Source organism: Gemella cuniculi DSM 15828 (assembly GCF_000425665.1).
GTDB lineage: Bacteria > Bacillota > Bacilli > Staphylococcales > Gemellaceae > Gemella > Gemella cuniculi.
The window spans coordinates 81,619-102,189 of sequence record NZ_KE384431.1; the positions used below are offsets into that span (position 1 = coordinate 81,619).

Here is a 20,571-nt window from a genome sequence, read left to right on the forward strand (position 1 = left end):
CATGAGTGTAGAACTTAATTTAACAGCAAAAAATATTTATGAAAAAGAATTTAAAAAGAGTAGGGCTAAAGGGTATAGTGAAGATGATGTGAATGATTATTTAGATTTGATAATCGAAGATTACATGAAAATTGATAAACTTTTAACTCGAATAAAAGAGTTGGAAATAGAGAATCAGAATTTGAAAATTAAAATTGATGCTTTGAAGAATACAGTTAAGGAAGAAAAACCTGTTCAAGTAACTAATCTTGATATATTAAAAAGATTATCTAAGTTAGAGCTTGCTGTCTTTGGTCCTGGGAATAAAGACAGCGATATTTACTAGTTTGGTTTTAAAATTGCTATTATATACATACAATAAAAAATGGAGGAAGAAGATGAACATATTGCAAATTGTATCTGGTGGAATTGCTGCCTATAAGGCTATAGATTTATCTAGTAATCTTGTAAAACAAGGACATAGTGTTAAGGTTATTCTAACAGATAATGCTAGAAAATTTGTAACAGAACTACCCTTTCAAACTTTGACAAAAAATAAAGTTTATACAGATACTTTTGATGAAATAGATAAAAATGAAATTCAACACATTGATTTAGGAAAGTGGGCTGATAAGATAATTATTGCTCCTGCTACAGCTAATATTATTTCTAAAATTGCAAATGGTATTGCAGATGATCTTGCTACTTCATTAATGCTCGCAGTACCAGATTTTACCAAAGTATTTATTGTACCAGCTATGAATACCAATATGTATGAAAATCCTATAACTCAAGAAAATATAACCAAGTTAGAAAAACTGGGTTTTAATTTTGTAGAACCTGATTCAGGTCTTTTAGCGTGCGGAGATATTGGACGTGGAAAATTTCCAAGTATTTTAAAAATAACGGAAAGTGTTTTTGGGATAAACAATAAAGAATTAATAGAGAAAAAGGTTTTAGTTACAGCAGGCCCTACTAAAGAATTTATTGATCCGTTTAGATGTATTACAAATCCATCAAGTGGAAAGATGGGGGTTGCGATAGCTAATCAATTCGCTAAAAAGGGAGCAGAGGTAATATTAATCACTGGCATTGATATTGAGGTGAAGTACCCAAATATTAAAGTTATAAAAATAGTAAGTACAAGGGATATGTTTGAAGCTGTAAAAAATAACTTTGAGGATTGTGATATAATTATAAAAGCTGCGGCTGTGTCTGACTATACACCAGTTTATGTTTATGATAAAAAAGTGAAAAAGCAAGATGAAAATTTATCTGTAGAATTTACTAGAACAAAAGATATATTAAAATATATTGGTGAAAATAAAAAAGATAATCAAATTGTAGTTGGTTTTGCCGCAGAAACCGATAATATTTTAGATTATGCAAAAGAAAAAATAGTAAAGAAAAATTTAGATTATATCGTAGCCAATGATATTTCGAAAAATGATATAGGCTTTGGCTCGGATGATAACGAAGTATATATAATAGATAAGAAAAATAATATTAAAAAAATTGACAAAACTAATAAAGAAAACATAGCGTTAGAAATAATAAAAACAGTTGTCAAGTAAAAAAGAATAAACACTGGGTAGCATTTTGCTAGTCAGTGTTTAATAATAAATTTGACAAGATAAATTTTTATAATTATACTTCATTTGATGATAAGAAAAGAAAGGAGGAATATTTTATGTTTGCAGAAGTTATAGTGGATGTAAATTCTTATAGTGTAAATAAAAGTTTTTATTATCTAATTCCTGATGAATTTGCTGGAGAAAATATAGTTGGTTATCGTGTAGAAGTTCCTTTCGGAACTCGTATAGTACAAGGATATATTATAGATATTTTTGAACACTTTGATGGCGACTTAAATAATTTTAGATATATTAAAAGATTAAAGGATAATTTTCCAATTTTGACAAAAGAAATGCTACTTTTATCAAAGGTAATGGCTGACGAATTATTTTGTACAAGAATCCAAGTTATTGAAGCTTTAGTACCGACAATTTTAAAAAATAAATATGTAGAATTTTATGAGCTTCTTGACTCAAATAAAACTTTACTTCTTGATTATGAAAAATATTTTAAGAATAACTTTATTGAAAAGAAAAAATTAGAAAAAAATTTGACCCAAGAACAGATAGGATACTTGATATCGTTAAAGGCTATTAGATTAATTAGTAAAGTTAAAGAAATTAGCAATAAAGAAACAGAACAGTTTTTGATACTGGGAGATTATGAGAATAAAAAATTAACAACAAAACAAAAAATTTTAGTTGATTATTTGATTTCTAATAAGAAAATACAAAAATTTAAGGTTAAAGATTTGCTTTCAATAGGGGATGGTGTAATAAAACGTTTAATTGATAAAAAAATAATAAAAATAATTGAAGAGGAAGTAAATACGTTAATAGATATCAAGATTCATGAAAATAGAAATTTATTAAGCATTTATCAAAAGAAAATTTTTGATAAAATCTCTTTTAATTTGAATAAAAATATTTTTAATGAATATTTGTTACATGGAGTTACAGGTTCTGGCAAGACAGAAATTTATTTGAAATTGGTTGAAGAGACAATAAATTCTGGAAAAGAAGCGATTGTTCTTGTTCCAGAAATTATTTTAACACCACAAATAGAAAAAAAATTTAGAAATATCTTTGGAAATAATATTGCAATTATTCATTCTAGGTTATCTATTAAAGAAAAATATGTGGAATGGAAAAAAATAAAAGATGGTAAGGTTAAAATTTGTTTGGGAACTAGATCTGCTATTTTTGCACCTTTTGAAAATTTAGGTTTAATAATTATTGATGAAGAACATGAAAATAGTTATAAACAAACTGAAACACCTAGGTACGATGCAAAAGATATCGCAAGAAAGCGTGCTGTATACAATAAATGTACTGTTATATACGCAAGTGCAACACCTGATGTAGATTTATACTACTATTTTGAAAAAAACAATAAAGAAAATCTATTAACACTTACACATCGTTTTAATAATAATTTACCAAAAATTGAAGTTACACATAATTATAATAAAGAAGATGTAATAGCTGAGCAGCTTTTAAATAAAATAAAAGAAAAATTAGCTAAGAAGGAACAAATATTGTTACTTATGAATAAGAGGGGATATACGAATTTTATTCGTTGTTTTTCATGTGGATATCTTTACAAGTGTGAAAATTGCGATATTAGTTTAAACTATCATAAACATGATAATTCACTACGATGTCATTTTTGTGGTTTTCATAAAAAAATTGCAAGTGTTAAAAAATGTTGCGAAAAACCTGAGCTTGTATCAGGAAATTATGGAATACAGAGAGTTGAGGAATATTTACATGAAAAAATTCCAGAAATTAGAATTACAAGAATGGATTCTGATACTACTAGTAAAAAGGGAGCATACGAACAACTTTTAACTGACTTCAAAAATTATAAATCAGATTTGTTGTTAGGGACACAAATGATTTCTAAAGGATTAGATTTTCCGAATATAACTTTAGTAGGTGTATTATCAATAGATGGCTTGATTTCTATACCTAGTTTTAAAGCTAATGAAAAATTATTTCAATTACTAGTGCAAACTGCTGGACGTGCAGGAAGAAGTGAAAAAAAAGGAGAAGTAGTTTTTCAAACTAATATTTCAAGTAATATAATGGATTATGCAATACGACATAGTTATTCTGATTTTTACGATTATGAGTTAAAAAGAAGAAAATTAATCGATTATCCTCCATTCTGTAAAATTTCTTTTATAACAATAAAAGGATATGATGAAGAAAAAGTAGAATATGTATCAAAAGCCATTTATAATTTTCTAAAAGAGAAATATAGTACTTTGAATGTTTTAGGACCAAATAGAAGTTTATTTTATAAAATAAACAATGAATATAAATTTAATATAGCTATAAAATTCCAAGAGAATGAATATAGAAAATTACATCCTTTATTAAAATATATAAATAATTATTTTGCTGAAAGTTATGTCACGGAAAAGATAATCATAACAATTGATAATTCTGCACTGGATTACATGTGATTACATAATTAATACATAGATAAGAATTATTAGCTTAATTAGAAATTTACATACAATTTTAAAAATGTTATAATAAATACTGTAAGTACAACAATAAAAGGAGGACAAATTTATGTCAATTAAAATATTAAAAATAGCGAAATCTGCATTAAAAACTCCAGGAGTTTTTGCAGGCGGTGTTGCTTTTGGGACAATTGGATTAAAATTACTTGCAAGCAAAGATGCTAAAAAAGGTTATTCACTAGCATTATCAAAAATTTATAAAGTTAAAGATGAGGTAGATAGTACTATTTCTAGTATAAAACAACATACTGATGATGTAGTTGCTGATGCTAAAGACTTGTACGAGAAAGAGAAGCAAGAAAGTAATTTATTATCAATAGGAGAAAAATAGAATGTATTTTAAAATAGTGCATTTATCAAGTAAGCGTGCACGAATAAGAACTACTATTCGTATAACTCCAGATGTAAGATCTTATTTTAAAAAACAAGTAGAAAAGATAAAGGAAATAAAAAAGATAGAATTCTATCAGGATGAATTCACTTTTAATATATTTTTCAATTCTAAGAGTATAGAATGTATAAAAGATTTTCTTACTAAAATTAATGTTTCTGATATAAAAACATGTTATGAAAATCCTACTTTAAAAAAAGAAGATAGTCCATATACTATAATATCAAATGCAGTATTTTGGAGAGCTATTTCTGAATTGATTTTACCGCTTCCAATAAAAGCTGTTTGGACATGGTGGAAGGCATTTGGTTATTTTAAATCTACAACTAAACTATTGCTTGAGAGAAAATTAACGATGGAATCACTAGATTCTGCAGCAGTTTTGGTGTCACTGTTAACTGGACAAAGAAGTACTGCAAGTTCTATAATGTTTATTTTGGAATTAGGAGAAGAACTTAATAACTGGTCTGAAAAGAAATCAATTACTGATTTAGAAAAAAGTTTAATTTCTGAAGATAAAGATGTATGGATTCTCGATAATGGAATAAAGAAAAAAATAAAAAGTTTCGAAATAAAAGAAGGCGATGTAGCTTTATTCTCTGAAGGGAATGAAATTTTATTTGATGGAATAGTGGTTGGTGGGATAGGAAGTATCGATGAAAGCTCACTTACTGGCGAGTCATTCCCTATAAGTAAAAATATAAATGATAAAGTTTATTCTAATACTATTGTTGTTCATGGTGAATTATATGTAAGAGTAGAAAATCCACAAATAAATGGAAGAATTCATCAACTCATTCAGCTTATAAAAGAATCTGAAAAAAAAGAGAATACTTATCACTACAAGTATATACAATTAGCGGATAGAATAGTAAAATATAATTTTATTGCGATGGGACTTACTTATCTTCTAACTAGATCTTTTAGTAAAGCGATATCATTTCTACTGGTAGATTATTCTTGTGCATTAAAATTATCTACACCAGTTGCGTATTTAACTACAATTAAAAATCTTATTGATAAAAAAATTGTTGTAAAAAACTCTGCAACTTTAGACAAGTATGCGGAAATAGATACTTTTGTTTTTGACAAGACAGGGACAATAACAGTGTCTCAACCATATATTAAAGAAGTAATTCCTTTTTATGAATATAATTATGAAGAAGTTATAAAAATAGGTGCATGTTTGGAAGAACATATTTATCATCCTATTGCTAATGCTGTTGTTAATAAGGCAGAAGAAGATGGAATAGAACACGAAGAGATGCATACTGAGTTGTATCATATAGCTTCAAAGGGAATTATATCTCATATAGATGGTGAAAAAGTTGTTATCGGTAGTTTGCAACTATTAAAAGAAGAAAATATAATTATAACGGATAGTCAACAAAAAATTATTGAGGAAAAACAAGAATATTATAATTTATTATTTTTAGGATATAAAGAGAAATTGATTTCTATATTTTGTGTAGATATTCCTCTCAGAGAAGAAGCAGCGTATGTTGTTAAAAAACTTAGAAATCTAGGGAAAAAAGTAGTTTTACTAACAGGAGATAATAAGTTTAGAACACAAAAAATCTTGAATAATATTACTTTTGATGAAGTAAATACTAGTATGACACCTGTAACGAAATTTGAGTACATCAAAAAAGAAAAAGAACAAGGTAAGAAAGTACTAATGATAGGAGATGGACTAAATGATTCTGCAGCATTGTCTGAAAGTGATATCAGTATCGTTATGAATGAAAGTGCTGATTTGTCAAAACAGATAAGCGATATAGTACTAAAGGCTGATAATTTAAAATCATTATTAATGTTAGATGAGATTTCCAAAAATTTAAGAAATCAAATGAAAAATAATGTTCATCAAACAATATTTATTAATAGTTCTTTGATTATGTTTGGACTGACTAATGTGGTTTCTTCTAATCTATTAGCTGTCTTTCATAATTTAACAACATTTGGAATAGTTCTAAGAAATTTTAGAATATAACAAAATATTAATTGAAATATTTTCAAATACGTTAAAATAAAACAAGGAATATATTTTATATTTCGGTTCTTTATCGGGGACAAGTTATGAAAAATTCATAACTTTGTGTTTGATAAAGAACCACTTTTTTATACAATTTTAATTTTAAGGAAATTATGTTTCTTTATTTATGTTTGTAAAATAATTATAATTAGTATATTATAGCATTTAAAATCACTATCAAGTTTGAAAAAATTACGATTTTATCGTATAATATAAGGATGTAGATTTATATTTTTTTAACTGGAGGATAATTGTGGAAATCGAACAAATTATAAAAATTTCACAACTCTATGATTTTTACTCTGATCTTTTGAGCGACAAGCAAAAACAATATTTGAATGATTATTTTTTTAACGATTTATCACTAACAGAAATTTCGGAGAATTATAATATATCAAAACAAGCTGTTTCAAATAATATTAAACGAACTATTTTAGAGCTTGAGCAATTTGAAGAAAAATTGGAATTAGTAAAATTAAATAACGAAAGATTATTTTTGTTGAATGAAATAAAAAAAATAACTGATAATAATGAAGTATTAGAATACGTTGATCAGTTAATAAAATTAGAAAATTAGGAGAGTGTTGTATGGCATTTGAAAATTTATCGGAAAGATTACAAAATACTATAGCCAAATTAACTGGTAAAGGAAAAGTTTCTGAATCTGATGTGAAAGAAATGATGCGAGAAGTACGTCTTGCACTTTTAGAAGCTGATGTTAATTTTAAAGTAGTTAAGGAATTTGTAAAAAAAATAAGCGAACGTGCTGTTGGAACAGAAGTTATGAAATCATTAACACCTGCTCAACAAATAGTAAAAATTGTAAATGAAGAATTGATTGAATTGCTTGGAGGCTCTAATGTAGAACTTAATCAAGGCGGGAAGATCACAACTGTTATGATGGTCGGACTTCAAGGTGCCGGAAAAACCACAACTGCAGGTAAACTTGCTTTGAAAGCTAAAAAAACGATGAAGAAAAAACCACTTCTTATTGCTGCCGATGTTTATCGTCCTGCGGCAGTTCAACAACTTAGAACCTTAGGTAAGCAACTTGATATTGAAGTATTTTATGTTGATAAAGATCCTGTAGATATAGTTAAAAAAGGTTTAGCATTCGCTAAAGAAAACTATTATAATTATGTAATAATTGATACAGCTGGTAGACTTCATATTGATGAAATATTGATGGATGAATTAAAAAATATTAAAACGACAGTATCTCCTGATGAAATTCTTTTAGTTGTTGATTCTATGATTGGACAAGAAGCTGTAAATATTGCGACTTCATTTGATGAACAGTTAGATATTACAGGGATAGTATTAACAAAATTAGATGGTGATACTCGTGGTGGTGCTGCATTATCAATAAAATCAATTACAGGAAAACCAATTAAATTAGTAGGTATGGGTGAAAAAATGAATGATTTAGAATTATTTCATCCAGAACGTATGGCTTCCCGTATTTTAGGTATGGGGGATGTACTTACTCTTATCGAAAAAGCACAGGCGAACATTGATGAAGATGAAGCTAAAAAAATGCAAGATAAAATTTTAAATCAAAGTTTTACTTTTGAAGATTTTCTATCTCAATTAGAACAAGTGAAAAAACTTGGAAGTCTTAAAGATATATTAGGTATGATCCCTGGTATGGGTAAACTTAAGAATATGAATTTAGATGCTGTTGATGAAAAACAATTTGTCTATATTGAGGCTATTATAAAATCAATGACTATTGAAGAAAGACAAAATCCAGATATAATAAGTGTTCCACGTAGAAAACGTATTGCACAAGGAAGTGGACGACCTATAAGCGAAGTCCATAAACTTATAAAGCAATTTGAGGAAATGCGTAAGATGATGAAACAATTTGGTGGAATGATGAACGATAAATCTAAAAGAAAGGGTCTTGGAAGAATGTTTGGTGGCAAACTTCCGTTTTAGTGTATAATGAATAATATTGTTTTATATCAACCAGAAATTCCAGCTAATACTGGTAATATTGCACGAACTTGTGTAGGTACTAATACAAAACTTCATTTAATCAGACCATTAGGTTTTTCTATTGATGATAAGCATGTTAAAAGGGCAGGCTTAGATTATTGGGGTAAGTTGAATTTGGTTGTGTGGGATAGTTTTGATGAATTTTTGGAAGCAACGAATAGTAAAAATTATTATCTTATAACTAAATTTGGCACAAAGAACTATTGTGATTTTGATTTTTCTAATTCCAATAATGAAGATATTTATTTTATTTTTGGAAGAGAAACTAAAGGACTGCCTAAAGAATTTAGAGAACGTTTTTCAGAACAGACATTAAGAATTCCAATGAGTGAAAATGTTCGTTCATTAAATCTTTCTAATACAGCGGCTTTAATAATATACGAAGCATTAAGGCAACAAAATTTCAAGACATTAAATTAGTGAGTAGTGGGTAAAAAATTTTAAGAAAAAGATAGCTTAAAATTTTTTATACCACTACTAAACATTGTATGATGTTTATTTAATAAAAAGTATATAAGGAGAAATTTATGACTTTTGTTGATATTATTGATGATAATAATCTAGTAGATGATAATACAAAGAATATGCTTATCGAATTACTTGAATGTGCAGCAAAATATGAAAATATTGATACAAACATTACCGAAATGTCATTATCGTTTGTAAGTAAAGAAGAAATTCAAGAAATTAATCGTGATTACAGAGGAAAAGATATTCCAACAGATGTTATTTCATTTGCATTAAATGATGAAGTAGAAGATGAAATAAATATTATAGGTTTGGAAGATGAATTTAATTCTCTTGGTGATATTATAATTTGTGTAGATATTGCACATGAACAAGCTCAAGAATATAATCATAGTTTTGATAGAGAAATAGGTTTTTTAGCAGTACATGGCTTTTTGCACCTTTTAGGTTATGATCATATGAATGATAAAGATGAAAAAGAAATGTTTGGAAAACAAGAAGCTATTCTTGAAAAATTCGGATTAAGGAGATAATTATGTTTAATGAACAAATAAAAACAGGATTCATCACTATCATAGGGCGTCCCAATGCAGGGAAATCAACATTATTAAATGACATATTAAAACAAAAAATTGCTATAATGTCTGATAAGCCACAAACAACAAGAAACATTATTAACGGAGTTTACACCGATGGAGATTCTCAAATAGTATTTATTGATACTCCAGGGATACATAAACCAAAGCATAGATTAGGAGATTATATGATGAAATTGGCAAACAGTGCCATTCAAGAATCAGAGATAGTATACCTTATAATTAATGCTAACGAAAAATTTGGACCTGGTGATCAACATTTGATAAATATCGTCAAAGAATTAAAGGTACCTACATTTTTATTGATAAATAAAATTGATTTAATAAATCCTGAAAAATTAATAGAAATTATAGAATTTTATAAAGATCTATATGATTTTGTAGAAATAGTCCCTATATCTGCTTTGAAATCTATTAATGTTGACAATTTACTAAACACAACTAAAAAATATTTGATTCCAAGTATAAAAATGTATCCTGATGATGTAATTACTGATTCGCCCGAATATTTTGTTATTTCGGAATTTATCCGTGAAAAAGTTCTTCAATTAACAGAACAAGAAATACCACATTCTATTGCAGTAGTTATTGATAAAATAGAAAAAGAAGAAGGAAAAAAGAAAAATATTATTGCTACTATCGTTGTTGAAAGAAAATCACAAAAAGGAATGATCATTGGTAAACAAGGGAAAATGATTAAAGAAATTGGAAGTAGAGCAAGAAAAGATATAGAAACTCTACTTGGAGAAAAAATTTTCCTTGAATTGTGGGTAAAAGTTATTGATAATTGGCGTTCTAAACCAAATCTTATAAAAGATTTAGGGTATAGGGATGATGTTTTTGACTAGGCAAAGTTTTATAAAAGGCATAATCATAAAAAAAATAAAATATAGAGATTACCATGAAATACTTCACGTTTTAACAGAACACGGAAATATTGAAAGTTTTTTTTATGAAAACGTAAATAAGAGTAAGAAAAAAGATAAAGTTAGTATTTTATATGAGGTAAGTATAAACTTTTTTTCAACTAGTGGAATGAATAAAATAATTAACCTAGAGATTGAGAATTCATACAGTAATATAATTTATGATGTATTAAAAAATAGTTATGCTTTGAATATAATAGAATATATAAATTATACGGAAGAAAGTAATTTAAATTTGTATAAATTACTAAAATACTGTTTGAATAATATAGAAATTGGTGTTTCTGAAAAATTGGTTAGTGTTTATTTTTTAATTCAACTTATTAAAGAGCAAGGTTTTATATTTAAATACCAAAAAACAAATTATGGATATGTAGGATATAGTTTTATAAAAAATAGTTTTGTTGATAAATTTAACATTGACTCTAGTATGTACAATTTAGAAGATAAACTTATAAAAGTAATTTATTATTTGAGTATAAAAAGTATAGACTTTTTAGAACATTTAGATATAGAAAACAGTGAATTACTAAAGCTATTTGCTTTTCTTAATACATTATTTAAAGAATATGTTGGAATAGAAACTAAATCATATAAAAAAATAATAGAACTAGAAGAAATATTGAATTCTTTGTAATATGGAAAGGATGTATATAAATGAGTCGTGCAATAGGTGTTTTCGATAGTGGAGTTGGTGGTTTAACAGTTGCAAGAGAAATTATGCGACAATTACCGAATGAAACTATCTATTACTTTGGCGATGTAAAGAATTGTCCCTATGGAGATAAAAAAAGAGAAGAAATTATTGAAAATACAGAAAAAGCTGTTAAATTTTTAATAAATCAGGGAGTGAAAATGATTGTTTTAGCTTGTAATACAGCTACAGCTGCCGCGTTAGATTATTTACAGCAAAAATATGACATTCCTATAATAGGGGTTGTCCAACCAGGAGCTAGAAGAGCTATTCAAGCAACTGAAAATAATAAAGTATTAGTTTTAGGAACAAAATTTACAGCTAATTCAAAAGTATATGATAGAGAAGTTGAACATATTAATTCAAATATTATTGTTTATGATAAAGCATGTCCAGCTTTTTGTCCCTTTATTGAAGCGGAAGGAAATTTAATTCCTGATGCAACTAAAAAACTTTTAGAGGAAACATTAACGGAAACAAAAAACTTGGATATGGATACAGTGGTTTTAGGATGTACTCACTATCCGATTTTGAAAAAAGATATTGAAAAATATTATGGTGATAAAATTAAAGTAATTTCTTCTGGGAGGGAAGCTGCAAGAGAAGTTAGTACAGTATTGACATATGAAAAATTACATCAAAAGAAACTAAATAAAAAAGAACATAAATTTTTTATATCTGGATACAGTGATAATTTTGATAATATTGCATCAAAATGGTTGAAAAAATCTATAAAAGCTGAGATAGTAGAATTGTAATAATATAAAGGAGATTTATTATGAAAGAGTTAGTATTAGCTTCTAATAATTCACATAAAGTTGAAGAAATTAAAAATATTTTAAATGAATATAATATTTTAACTTTAAAAGACATTTCATTTTTCGATGATATAATAGAAAATGGTTCGACTTTTGAGGAGAATGCTCTGATTAAAGCTCGTACTATAGCAAAATTTTCTAAAAAAACAGCAATAGCTGATGATAGTGGTTTGAGTATAGATTTATTAAATGGTGAACCTGGAGTTTATTCTGCAAGATACTCTTATGAAAAAAACGACGAAAAAAATATTGAGAAAGTTTTAACGAAATTAAACGGAAAAACTTCACATGCAAAATTTGTTTCAGTCATCGCTTTGGTAAAATCGAATGGAGAAGAACTTACTTTTAGAGGAGAATGTCAAGGAAAAATTATTTTAGAAAAACGTGGAAAAAATGGTTTTGGATATGATCCTATATTCTACGTACCAGAATTAAACAAGACATTTGCACAACTCTCTGCTGAAGAAAAAAATTCTATTAGTCATAGAAAAAAATCATTAGAAAAATTGACAAAATATTTAAGAGAAAACAATGAAAACTAAAATAAATAGAGAAGATTGTATTGCATGTGGTAACTGCAATGCGATTTGTTCAGAAGTATATGATTATGATGAAGATGGGATAGCATTTTGTCATCTCGATAATAATGAGATGATAGAAAATGTAGATGAAAAATTTAAAAGTTTAGTTCTTGAAGCAAAGGAAAATTGCCCAACAGAAGCTATTTTTGTTTCTGAGGACTAGAAAGGAGAGAGTATTGAGCACAAAAAAAACAACCAAAAATAAAAAAAATAATACAACTTCAAAAACTACTAAAAATAATAAATTATCAATAAAAAGCAGAAAAGGAAAAAAACAAAATAGTATTCCTTTATTGTCAAAAGAAGCATATAGAACTATATTTTTTGTAGTATCTGTCATTATTGTTATTTTATCTGTCTTACAAATGGGATTTATAGGAAGAATCTTTGATACATTGTTTAAATACTTGTTTGGAAATTTCAGCTATATTGTCTATTTGATTTTAGTTGCAATTCCCATATACTATATTTTAAATAAAAAGTTAAAATCACCAATTTTAGTAATTATATTTTTAATATTAATTGATTGTTTATTTCAATTGATTTTAATTGGCAACAAAGATATGAATCATATTAGTTTTATGGATATTTATTATAATAGAGTTTCGCTGTATGGCGGTGGAGTAGTTTCATATTTTCCAGTTAAGTTTTTGATATATCTACTCTCATACTATGGCTCATTATTGGTAGTAATTTCGGCTATTATTACAGTAGTTATTTTGTACTTAAATATAAATCATCGAGTTTTAGTGTCAAAAGTTTTAAATTATATTTCGAATTCTTTTGATAAAAATATAGATGAAAATATTGATAATGAAATTTCTTTATCTAATTCGGAAATGATGGATAAAAAAAATTCTAATGAAGAAAGATATAATAAAATAAAAGAAGATGCTTTGGTGGTTGATATAAGAGAATTTAATGAAGAAGATGTTCCAATGGTTCAATCTGTAAGTAGAAAACGAAATAGAAAAGAAGAAACAGAAGAACCTCCTAAGTTTGAAAAAACGAAAGAAGATGAATCATATGATAATTATATCTTACCTCCAATAACCTTATTAAATAATCCTACTAAGCAACAAACTATTACAAAAAGTGATGTAGTGAATAAATCAAAAATTCTTCAAAGTACATTTAATAATTTTGGTATAGAAGTAAAAATCGTAAAAGCTATCGTTGGTCCGTCTATTACACAATTTCAAATTTTACCAACCCCAGGAACAAAAGTTAGTAAGATTATTAATTTAAGTAATGATATTGCACTTAATCTTGCTGCTAAAGATGTAAGAATAGAAGCCCCTATTCCAGGAAAATCATTAATTGGTATAGAAATTCCTAATACTATAAATGAACTTGTTACGATGAAAGAAGTTTTCATTAATGATAAGGATAATTCTCCATTATCTGTAGCATTAGGGAAAGATGTTTCTGGAGAAGCGATCTTTACAAGAATTGATAAGACTCCTCACCTTTTAATAGCAGGATCTACAGGAAGTGGTAAATCTGTTTGTGTAAATACAATTATTACAAGTTTACTTTTGAAAAACAAACCCGATAAAGTAAAACTTATTATGATAGATCCAAAAATGGTTGAACTTTCTATTTATGATGGTATTCCACATTTATTGACATCTGTTGTTACTGACCCCTTAAAAGCTGCGGATGTGCTTCATAAAGTAGTTCTTGAAATGGAAAACAGATATCGTGAATTTGCTAGAGCAAGAGTTAGAAATATGGAAGGGTATAATAAAATTGCTGAACAAGATTCAGATTACAAAAAATTACCATATATTGTTGTTATTATTGATGAGCTTGCAGATTTGATGATGGTTTCATCTAAAGAGGTGGAAGAATCTATAGCACGTATTGCACAAAAAGCACGTGCAGCTGGTATTCATATGATTATAGCAACACAACGTCCATCCGTTGATGTAATAACAGGTGTGATAAAAACAAATATCCCATCACGAATAGCGTTCGCTGTTAGTTCTAGTGTTGATTCAAGAACTATTTTAGATAAATCAGGTGCAGAAACCCTATTAGGAAAAGGAGATATGCTTTATTTATCGGCGGATTCTAGCAAACCTGTTCGTGTACAAGGTGCTTTCTTATCTGACGAAGAAGTTGAGAAAGTTGTTGATTATGTAAAAAATCAATCTGAGACTCAATATGATCCTAATATGACACCAAGCGAAATTAGTTCTCAAGGTAATAATAATTCTTTTGATGAAGTGGATCCATTGTATAAAGAAGTACTATTATTTATTGCAAAAACACAAAAAGCATCTGCATCACTTTTACAAAGAAGATTTAAAATAGGATTTAATAGAGCATCAAGAATTATAGAGATGTTAGAGGAAGATGGATATATTGGACCAGCAGATGGAAGTAAACCAAGAAAAGTATTTTTAGAAAAGGAATTTGCAGAAGATCAAGAATAAATAAATTTAGTTTGCATAATTAAAAATATGTAAACTGAATTAGAATTTAATAATTTAGAGGTGAAATAATTGAAAAAAAATAATAAATTTTTAATAGGACTTTTAATAATTATGTTATTATTAGTTTTTGGGTTATCAGCTTATGCTTATAAAAAACAGCAAGATTATAAAAATGTACAGCAGCCAACTGTACAAAATGTAGTATCTAAATATACAACATTAATTAATTCAAGTGTGGAAAAATTTGATAAAGAACTAGAATTTGGAAAAAAAGTAGAGATATTAAAGAACCTAGTATCTAAAGAAAGTGAAATAATATCACAAAAAAAATCTGATTTAGACAAATTATATACGGATTCAGTAAAAAAAATGAAAGAAGATACTGTTGAATTAGTTAATAATACTTTAAAAGATAATACACTTAGTTTTCAAGACAGACAAGATTCTCAAAAATTATCAAATGCACAAAAAAACTTAGAAGAATTAAAAAAAGTCATTGAAACTGAAAAAAACAACATTTATTCTAATGAAAATGATTCAGCTACAATACTAGCAGAAATAGAAGCATTATTAGCGAATTACAATGCAACTGCTGCAGCTAATGCTCAACAGCAGCAAGTAGCACAGTCGCAACAAACTACAGAACAGCAGACTACACAAGGTAGCAATCAACAAACCCCTCCAGTTCTTTCGCCAAGTCAACCAGCATCTCGAGGAGGGAATATTACTACTCCTGGTACAGCACAAAATAACACAGAGAATAATACTACACCTTCAAATAACTCTAATGCTGCAGGACAACAATAATAATATAAAAAGAATGGTATTAATTTTAAACAAATTAAATGCCATTCTTTTTATATAAAAGTTCAAAATTTTAATTATCTTAGAATTATCTTGCATTTTTGTATATGTCAAGTACACCTTCAATATATATAAAGTTGTGAAGAAGTGTGAGTATTTTATTGATTGGATTGTTATTAACATTGAAAAACAAATTTTTGCAGAAAGGAAGAAAGGAAGAACGGATTTATAAAAAATCACAAGATTGGTTTAATGACGGCGATGGTTAGTGGTATAAAGAAAACTCATCAAGAAAAACTAATTAAACTTTTAAGAGTACTATAAGATTCTTGTTATGAATAAAATGTAGAATGGAGCGAAAACCCCAAATACTTTCTATTTACTCATGTTACAGCGTTAAAAAGAAAAAATACAAATATAATTTGTAGGTATATTTATTTTTTTATTGTCGCTTAATTTAGTTTATGTTATAATAAATTATATCTAAAAAATAGTAGAAGGGTCATTAGTTTAAATGAATTTACCAAATAGAATAACTTTATTTAGAACAATTCTAATTCCAGTTTTTATATTCTTTTTATTATTTGATATAAATGGTGAGCCTTTATCAATAGTAAATGGAAAACCTATCAAATTAAACATTTTTATAGCAGCAATCATTTTTATTTTTGCATCTATTACAGATTTTGTTGATGGTTATTTAGCAAGAAAATATCATTTAATAACAAATATGGGGAAATTTTTAGATCCGCTAGCAGATAAGTTATTGGTAGGAAGTGCCTTTATTGTTATGGTAGAACTTGGAATGATGCATAGTTGGATGGTCGTAATTGTTATAGCTAGAGAATTTGCAGTAACTGGATTAAGACTTTTAGCTGTAGAAAAAGGTGAAGTTATACCAGCTGGAATACTAGGAAAATTAAAAACAATTAGCCAACTTGTGGCAATAATATTAATTCTTTTAGGTAATCCAATATTTAACACTTGGAATTTTTCGCTAGATTATATAATACTTTGGATTTCAGTTATCTTAACTATTGCATCAGGTGTAGAATATTTTAAAAATTCTATCCATGTATTTAAATAAATATTATAGAAAGCTAGTGGTAAATTTAGAATTATCCTAGTTTTTTATAGGGTGGTGGAAAAATATGAACAACATTTTTCAAGATAAAGAATTTAAAAAGAAATATCCAATTTTTTTAGTTTCACATAATTTATATTGGAAAAGTTGGTATCAAGAAGAAATTAATAAGATAAGTATGATCTTAAAAGATGTCGAATTTAATAGTTACCATATAGGCAGTACAGCTATTGAAGGTATTTTTGCAAAAAATATAATTGATATTATTATTGAAGTGAAAGATGAAAATGAAATTTGTAAAACTGTAAAATTATTAGGAGAGAAATATTCTAAACGATGGCAAGAAGATAAAAGAGCATTTTTTGTCAAAGGATATGGAGAAAATGGTTTTGAAGAAAAAGTATTTCATATACATATTCGTCATTTAAGGGATATAGATGAAGTATATTTTAGGGATTATTTAGAAAAAAATCCTAGTGTGGCTAAAAAATATGAAGAGTTAAAATTAATAGCTGAAGAAAAATTTAGAAATGATCGAGAAGCATATACAAAAAGCAAATCAGAATTTATTAAAAAATACACAGAGATTGAAAAAATATCGCGATTACAATAGTTTACGTAATTTTATTTACGTAAACTATTGTAATCGCGACGAACTTTAATCATCTAATTTATCTATTGATTGTTTAATTATTTTTTTAGACTCGTTTATGTACAACATAGACGTATCACTATTTGAGTGACCCATTTGAGTCATAATAATAGGGATGTTTCCATTTGTTTTAAGAGCAAGTTTTGTGCCATAGCTATGTCTTAGCTTATGCGGAGACATAGGAACATTAAAAGCATCAGTGTATTTCATCACTAATTTTTGAATAGCTCTTATAGATAAACCATTCTTATTTTTAGTCACAAAAGCATAATCTTCTCGCGAGAGTTTAAAGCTAAGAGAAGAAAAATATTTTTCTAATTTGTTGATAGCGGATTGGGTAATGATGACTGTATCAATTTTATTTCCTTTACGTATAACGTTTATCTCACTATTTAAAAAGTCTATATCTTTAACTTTTAAATTAGCTAGTTCGTTAACACGAATTCCACTTTTTAAAAATAATGTTAGAATAGCCAAATCTCGTGCTTTATCTCGTAGAAAAAATGTTTTAGCATGCTTTGATAAATTTTGTTCATATTCATATTCTACAAAATTTAAAAATTTTTCATCTTGAGAATCTAAAAATATTTTCTCAGATATTTTTTTTGAACGCGATGATAAAGTTTCTTTAACACGTGTAATGGGAATTTTTAACATGACATTACGTTCAAAATAGGCGTGTCCTTGTTCAGTTTCACTAGTAACAGTTAAAAATTTATATAAAGAGCGCATGGCAGCCTTATAATTATTTACTGTTGTTTGACTGCGATATTTCCCATTGATTTCTTCACGAGAAAGATTTTTGAAATAACTTTCCATTTCTTTTTTTGATATATTTTCGAGAGTGGATAACTTTACATCTTTAATGGTTTCAGCAGACGAGATTGTTTCGCTAATTAACCAAGTTAAAAAGTTTTTATAAGTTTCCAAGTATCTATGTAAAGTTAATGGAGAAAGATTATCATAGTGTGTATCTATAAAGTCTTCTATATAATCAGGGAATTCAGGAATAAGTTTATTAATTTTTTGCCGATAATAATTACGTTGATTCATTGATATAACTCGTTTCTTTTATATTTTATCATTTATACATATAATATGTATTATGCGAACAAATACATTGTAACATAAATCTTTACTTTTAGCAAATAATAAAATATGGGTTTACTCTTCTTTTCTTTTCTTTGATTTTAGAATAAATTTAAAAGTAAAAAGCTATCTAAAGTTACACCTTAGATAGCTTAAAGTTTATCGTTGATATTATACACGCTCAACTTTTCCAGATTTTAAAGCTCTAGCAGAAACCCAAACTTTTTTAGGTTTTCCATCTACTAAAATTGTTACTTTTTGTAGATTAGCTTTGAATTTTCTTTTTGTTGCGTTCATTGCGTGTGAACGAGTATTTCCTGAACGAGCTTTACGTCCAGTAACGTAACAAACTTTTGCCATGAATTAATCCTCCTTTTGGAAATAGTTTATTCATAACATTTACTACATACACAACATATAATATAGCATACCTAAAGAGAAATAGCAAGTGATATACTCTATTTCTAAAATTTTTTCAAAATATTTCGCTACTTTGCGCACAAAATTATGGATGTTATGTAAAAAATATCTGTTACTCTTATAAATTGAGTAACAGATATTTAATTTTATATTATGCTCTTGATACATAAGTTCCTTCTGATGTGTTAATTATTAATACATCTCCTTCTTTTACAAAAAGAGGTACTTGTAATGTGTATCCAGTTTCTACTGTAGCAGCTTTAGTAGCTCCCTGTGCAGTATCACCTTTTACTCCAGGTTCAGTTTCGGTAACTGTTAATTCAACAGTTGTTGGTAAATCTATACCTAAAATTTCATCACCAAACATAAGTATAGATACTTCCATATTTTCTTTTAAGAAGTTAAGTTCATGCTGCAAGTTTGCTTCTGGAACTTCTATTTGTTCATAAGTAGCGTTATCCATAAATACATATGCATCACCAGTAGAATATAGATAAGACATTTTTTGATTGTTAATTTGAGCTTTTGCCACTTTTTCCCCTGCTCTAAACGTTTTGTCGTTAACTGCTCCAGTCCTCATATTTCTTAATTTAGATCTTACAAACGCAGCCCCTTTACCAGGTTTTACATGTTGGAACTCTAAAACTTTCCAAATATTTCCATCAACTTCAATAGTTACTCCGGTTTTAAAATCATTAACTGATATCATTTTATATTTCTCCTTTAAATTATACTAGTATTATTATAAATAATTTTTTTCATTAAATCAATAACTTTGTTAAATCTTCAACAAACTTAAGTTAACATAATTTATATTACGTAAATTTAAGCGGAATTACCTTTTTTAACTTCTACCATATAAATTCGGTTACCTTTTTTAATAAACTTATCTTCGTATTCGGTATGAATATTATCTTCTTCGTATACGCTATTAGTCAAGTCTAGGGATAATTTCTCAAAGATAAAACCATATTTTGCATAACTTGTTAAACTGTATTCAAATAAGCCTTGATTATCAGTTTTTTGAATTATTGTTTTATTATTATTTAATATAATCTCATATTTTTCTAAAAATTTATGGTATGTTAAGCGACGTTTTTCATGACGAGTTTTTGGCCAAGGATCTGAAAAATTAAGATATATTCTACTGATTTCTCCTTATGAAAAATACTCTAATAATTCTTCAGCATTTCCCGAAATTAATTTTAAATTATCTCTATGTGTTTCTTCTAGTTTATCTAGTAGAAAACTCAATACAGTAGGTTGAGCCTCCATTGCAATAAAATTGATGTCGGGATGTTTTTCAGCAAGTGCATGAATAAATTTCCCTTTTCCGCTACCTATTTCCAAGTATATTGGTCTTTCATTACCAAAAATCTCTTTCCAAACTCCTTTGTTATTTTTAGGTTGCAAAAAGACAACAGGACTGTTTTCAAGACGTTCTTTTGAATTTGATCTATTACGAACTCTCATTAATATTCCTT

The 20,571-nt window shown here is 27.2% G+C and carries 21 protein-coding genes and 1 pseudogene; 18 read left to right on the forward strand and 4 right to left on the reverse strand.

Going from position 1 to position 20,571, the window contains the following annotated elements:
- The first annotated feature begins 1 nt into the window (after position 1).
- From H612_RS0105065 to H612_RS09190, 18 genes are all read left to right on the forward strand, one after another.
- Positions 2-325 (forward strand): DivIVA domain-containing protein, encoded by a 324-nt coding sequence (locus tag H612_RS0105065; RefSeq protein ID WP_027130452.1) that lies wholly within the window; start codon positions 2-4, stop codon positions 323-325.
- 52 nt (positions 326-377) lie between these two features.
- Positions 378-1,553 carry a bifunctional phosphopantothenoylcysteine decarboxylase/phosphopantothenate--cysteine ligase CoaBC gene (gene coaBC / locus H612_RS0105070; protein ID WP_027130453.1) on the forward strand — a complete coding sequence of 392 codons (1,176 nt, stop codon included), beginning with the start codon at positions 378-380 and terminating at the stop codon, positions 1,551-1,553.
- 116 nt (positions 1,554-1,669) lie between these two features.
- Complete coding sequence (gene priA / locus H612_RS0105075) at positions 1,670-4,024, forward strand: replication restart helicase PriA (RefSeq protein WP_027130454.1); 2,355 nt, start codon at positions 1,670-1,672, stop codon at positions 4,022-4,024.
- A gap of 112 nt (positions 4,025-4,136) precedes the next feature.
- Positions 4,137-4,418 carry a DUF6110 family protein gene (locus tag H612_RS0105080; RefSeq protein ID WP_027130455.1) on the forward strand — a complete coding sequence of 94 codons (282 nt, stop codon included), beginning with the start codon at positions 4,137-4,139 and terminating at the stop codon, positions 4,416-4,418.
- Position 4,419: 1 nt separating this feature from the next.
- Entirely contained in the window at positions 4,420-6,471 is a 2,052-nt protein-coding gene (locus H612_RS0105085) for a heavy metal translocating P-type ATPase (RefSeq protein ID WP_027130456.1), read from the forward strand.
- 295 nt (positions 6,472-6,766) lie between these two features.
- A complete protein-coding gene (gene ylxM / locus H612_RS0105090) occupies positions 6,767-7,090 on the forward strand; it encodes a YlxM family DNA-binding protein (protein WP_027130457.1) in 324 nt (107 codons plus the stop codon).
- An 11-nt stretch (positions 7,091-7,101) separates the two neighbouring features.
- Positions 7,102-8,454: a signal recognition particle protein gene (gene ffh, locus H612_RS0105095; RefSeq protein WP_027130458.1), complete on the forward strand. Its 1,353-nt coding sequence runs from the start codon at positions 7,102-7,104 to the stop codon at positions 8,452-8,454.
- 3 nt (positions 8,455-8,457) lie between these two features.
- On the forward strand, positions 8,458-8,934 hold the full coding sequence (gene trmL, locus H612_RS0105100) for a tRNA (uridine(34)/cytosine(34)/5-carboxymethylaminomethyluridine(34)-2'-O)-methyltransferase TrmL (protein ID WP_027130459.1): 477 nt from the start codon (positions 8,458-8,460) through the stop codon (positions 8,932-8,934).
- A gap of 107 nt (positions 8,935-9,041) precedes the next feature.
- Positions 9,042-9,515, forward strand: a complete 474-nt coding sequence (gene ybeY / locus H612_RS0105105; protein ID WP_027130460.1) for an rRNA maturation RNase YbeY — start codon at positions 9,042-9,044, stop codon at positions 9,513-9,515.
- Between the two features lie 2 nt (positions 9,516-9,517).
- A complete protein-coding gene (era, locus tag H612_RS0105110) occupies positions 9,518-10,426 on the forward strand; it encodes a GTPase Era (RefSeq protein WP_027130461.1) in 909 nt (302 codons plus the stop codon).
- Positions 10,413-11,141, forward strand: a complete 729-nt coding sequence (gene recO / locus H612_RS0105115; protein WP_245570454.1) for a DNA repair protein RecO — start codon at positions 10,413-10,415, stop codon at positions 11,139-11,141. Before era ends, recO begins: the two co-directional genes overlap by 14 nt.
- Before the next feature lie 20 nt (positions 11,142-11,161).
- Positions 11,162-11,956 (forward strand): glutamate racemase, encoded by a 795-nt coding sequence (racE, locus tag H612_RS0105120; RefSeq protein ID WP_027130463.1) that lies wholly within the window; start codon positions 11,162-11,164, stop codon positions 11,954-11,956.
- A gap of 20 nt (positions 11,957-11,976) precedes the next feature.
- Positions 11,977-12,558, forward strand: a complete 582-nt coding sequence (locus H612_RS0105125) for an XTP/dITP diphosphatase (protein WP_027130464.1) — start codon at positions 11,977-11,979, stop codon at positions 12,556-12,558.
- Positions 12,548-12,760, forward strand: coding sequence for a ferredoxin (locus tag H612_RS0105130; protein WP_027130465.1), 213 nt, complete (start codon positions 12,548-12,550; stop codon positions 12,758-12,760). The genes H612_RS0105125 and H612_RS0105130 overlap by 11 nt, the downstream gene beginning before the upstream one ends.
- A gap of 202 nt (positions 12,761-12,962) precedes the next feature.
- Positions 12,963-15,038: a DNA translocase FtsK gene (locus H612_RS0105135; RefSeq protein WP_051210172.1), complete on the forward strand. Its 2,076-nt coding sequence runs from the start codon at positions 12,963-12,965 to the stop codon at positions 15,036-15,038.
- Positions 15,039-15,107: 69 nt separating this feature from the next.
- Positions 15,108-15,845: a hypothetical protein gene (locus H612_RS0105140; RefSeq protein ID WP_027130467.1), complete on the forward strand. Its 738-nt coding sequence runs from the start codon at positions 15,108-15,110 to the stop codon at positions 15,843-15,845.
- Positions 15,846-16,356: 511 nt separating this feature from the next.
- The gene (pgsA, locus tag H612_RS0105145) at positions 16,357-16,929 is read left to right on the forward strand and encodes a CDP-diacylglycerol--glycerol-3-phosphate 3-phosphatidyltransferase (protein WP_027130468.1); all 573 of its coding nucleotides are present in this window, start codon (positions 16,357-16,359) and stop codon (positions 16,927-16,929) included.
- Between the two features lie 64 nt (positions 16,930-16,993).
- Positions 16,994-17,539: a GrpB family protein gene (locus H612_RS09190; protein WP_035500370.1), complete on the forward strand. Its 546-nt coding sequence runs from the start codon at positions 16,994-16,996 to the stop codon at positions 17,537-17,539.
- Positions 17,540-17,584: 45 nt separating this feature from the next.
- Here the strand turns inward: H612_RS09190 and xerS are convergent, their stop codons facing one another.
- The 4 genes and pseudogenes from xerS to trmB form a co-directional block, all read right to left on the reverse strand.
- Positions 17,585-18,631 carry a tyrosine recombinase XerS gene (xerS, locus tag H612_RS0105155; protein WP_035500371.1) on the reverse strand — a complete coding sequence of 349 codons (1,047 nt, stop codon included), beginning with the start codon at positions 18,629-18,631 and terminating at the stop codon, positions 17,585-17,587.
- 207 nt (positions 18,632-18,838) lie between these two features.
- On the reverse strand, positions 18,839-19,027 hold the full coding sequence (gene rpmB / locus H612_RS0105160) for a 50S ribosomal protein L28 (protein ID WP_027130470.1): 189 nt from the start codon (positions 19,025-19,027) through the stop codon (positions 18,839-18,841).
- 211 nt (positions 19,028-19,238) lie between these two features.
- Complete coding sequence (efp, locus tag H612_RS0105165; RefSeq protein WP_027130471.1) at positions 19,239-19,796, reverse strand: elongation factor P; 558 nt, start codon at positions 19,794-19,796, stop codon at positions 19,239-19,241.
- Positions 19,797-19,912: 116 nt separating this feature from the next.
- Positions 19,913-20,560 (reverse strand): annotated as a pseudogene (gene trmB / locus H612_RS09195) (tRNA (guanosine(46)-N7)-methyltransferase TrmB).
- Between the last annotated feature and the right edge of the window lie 11 nt (positions 20,561-20,571).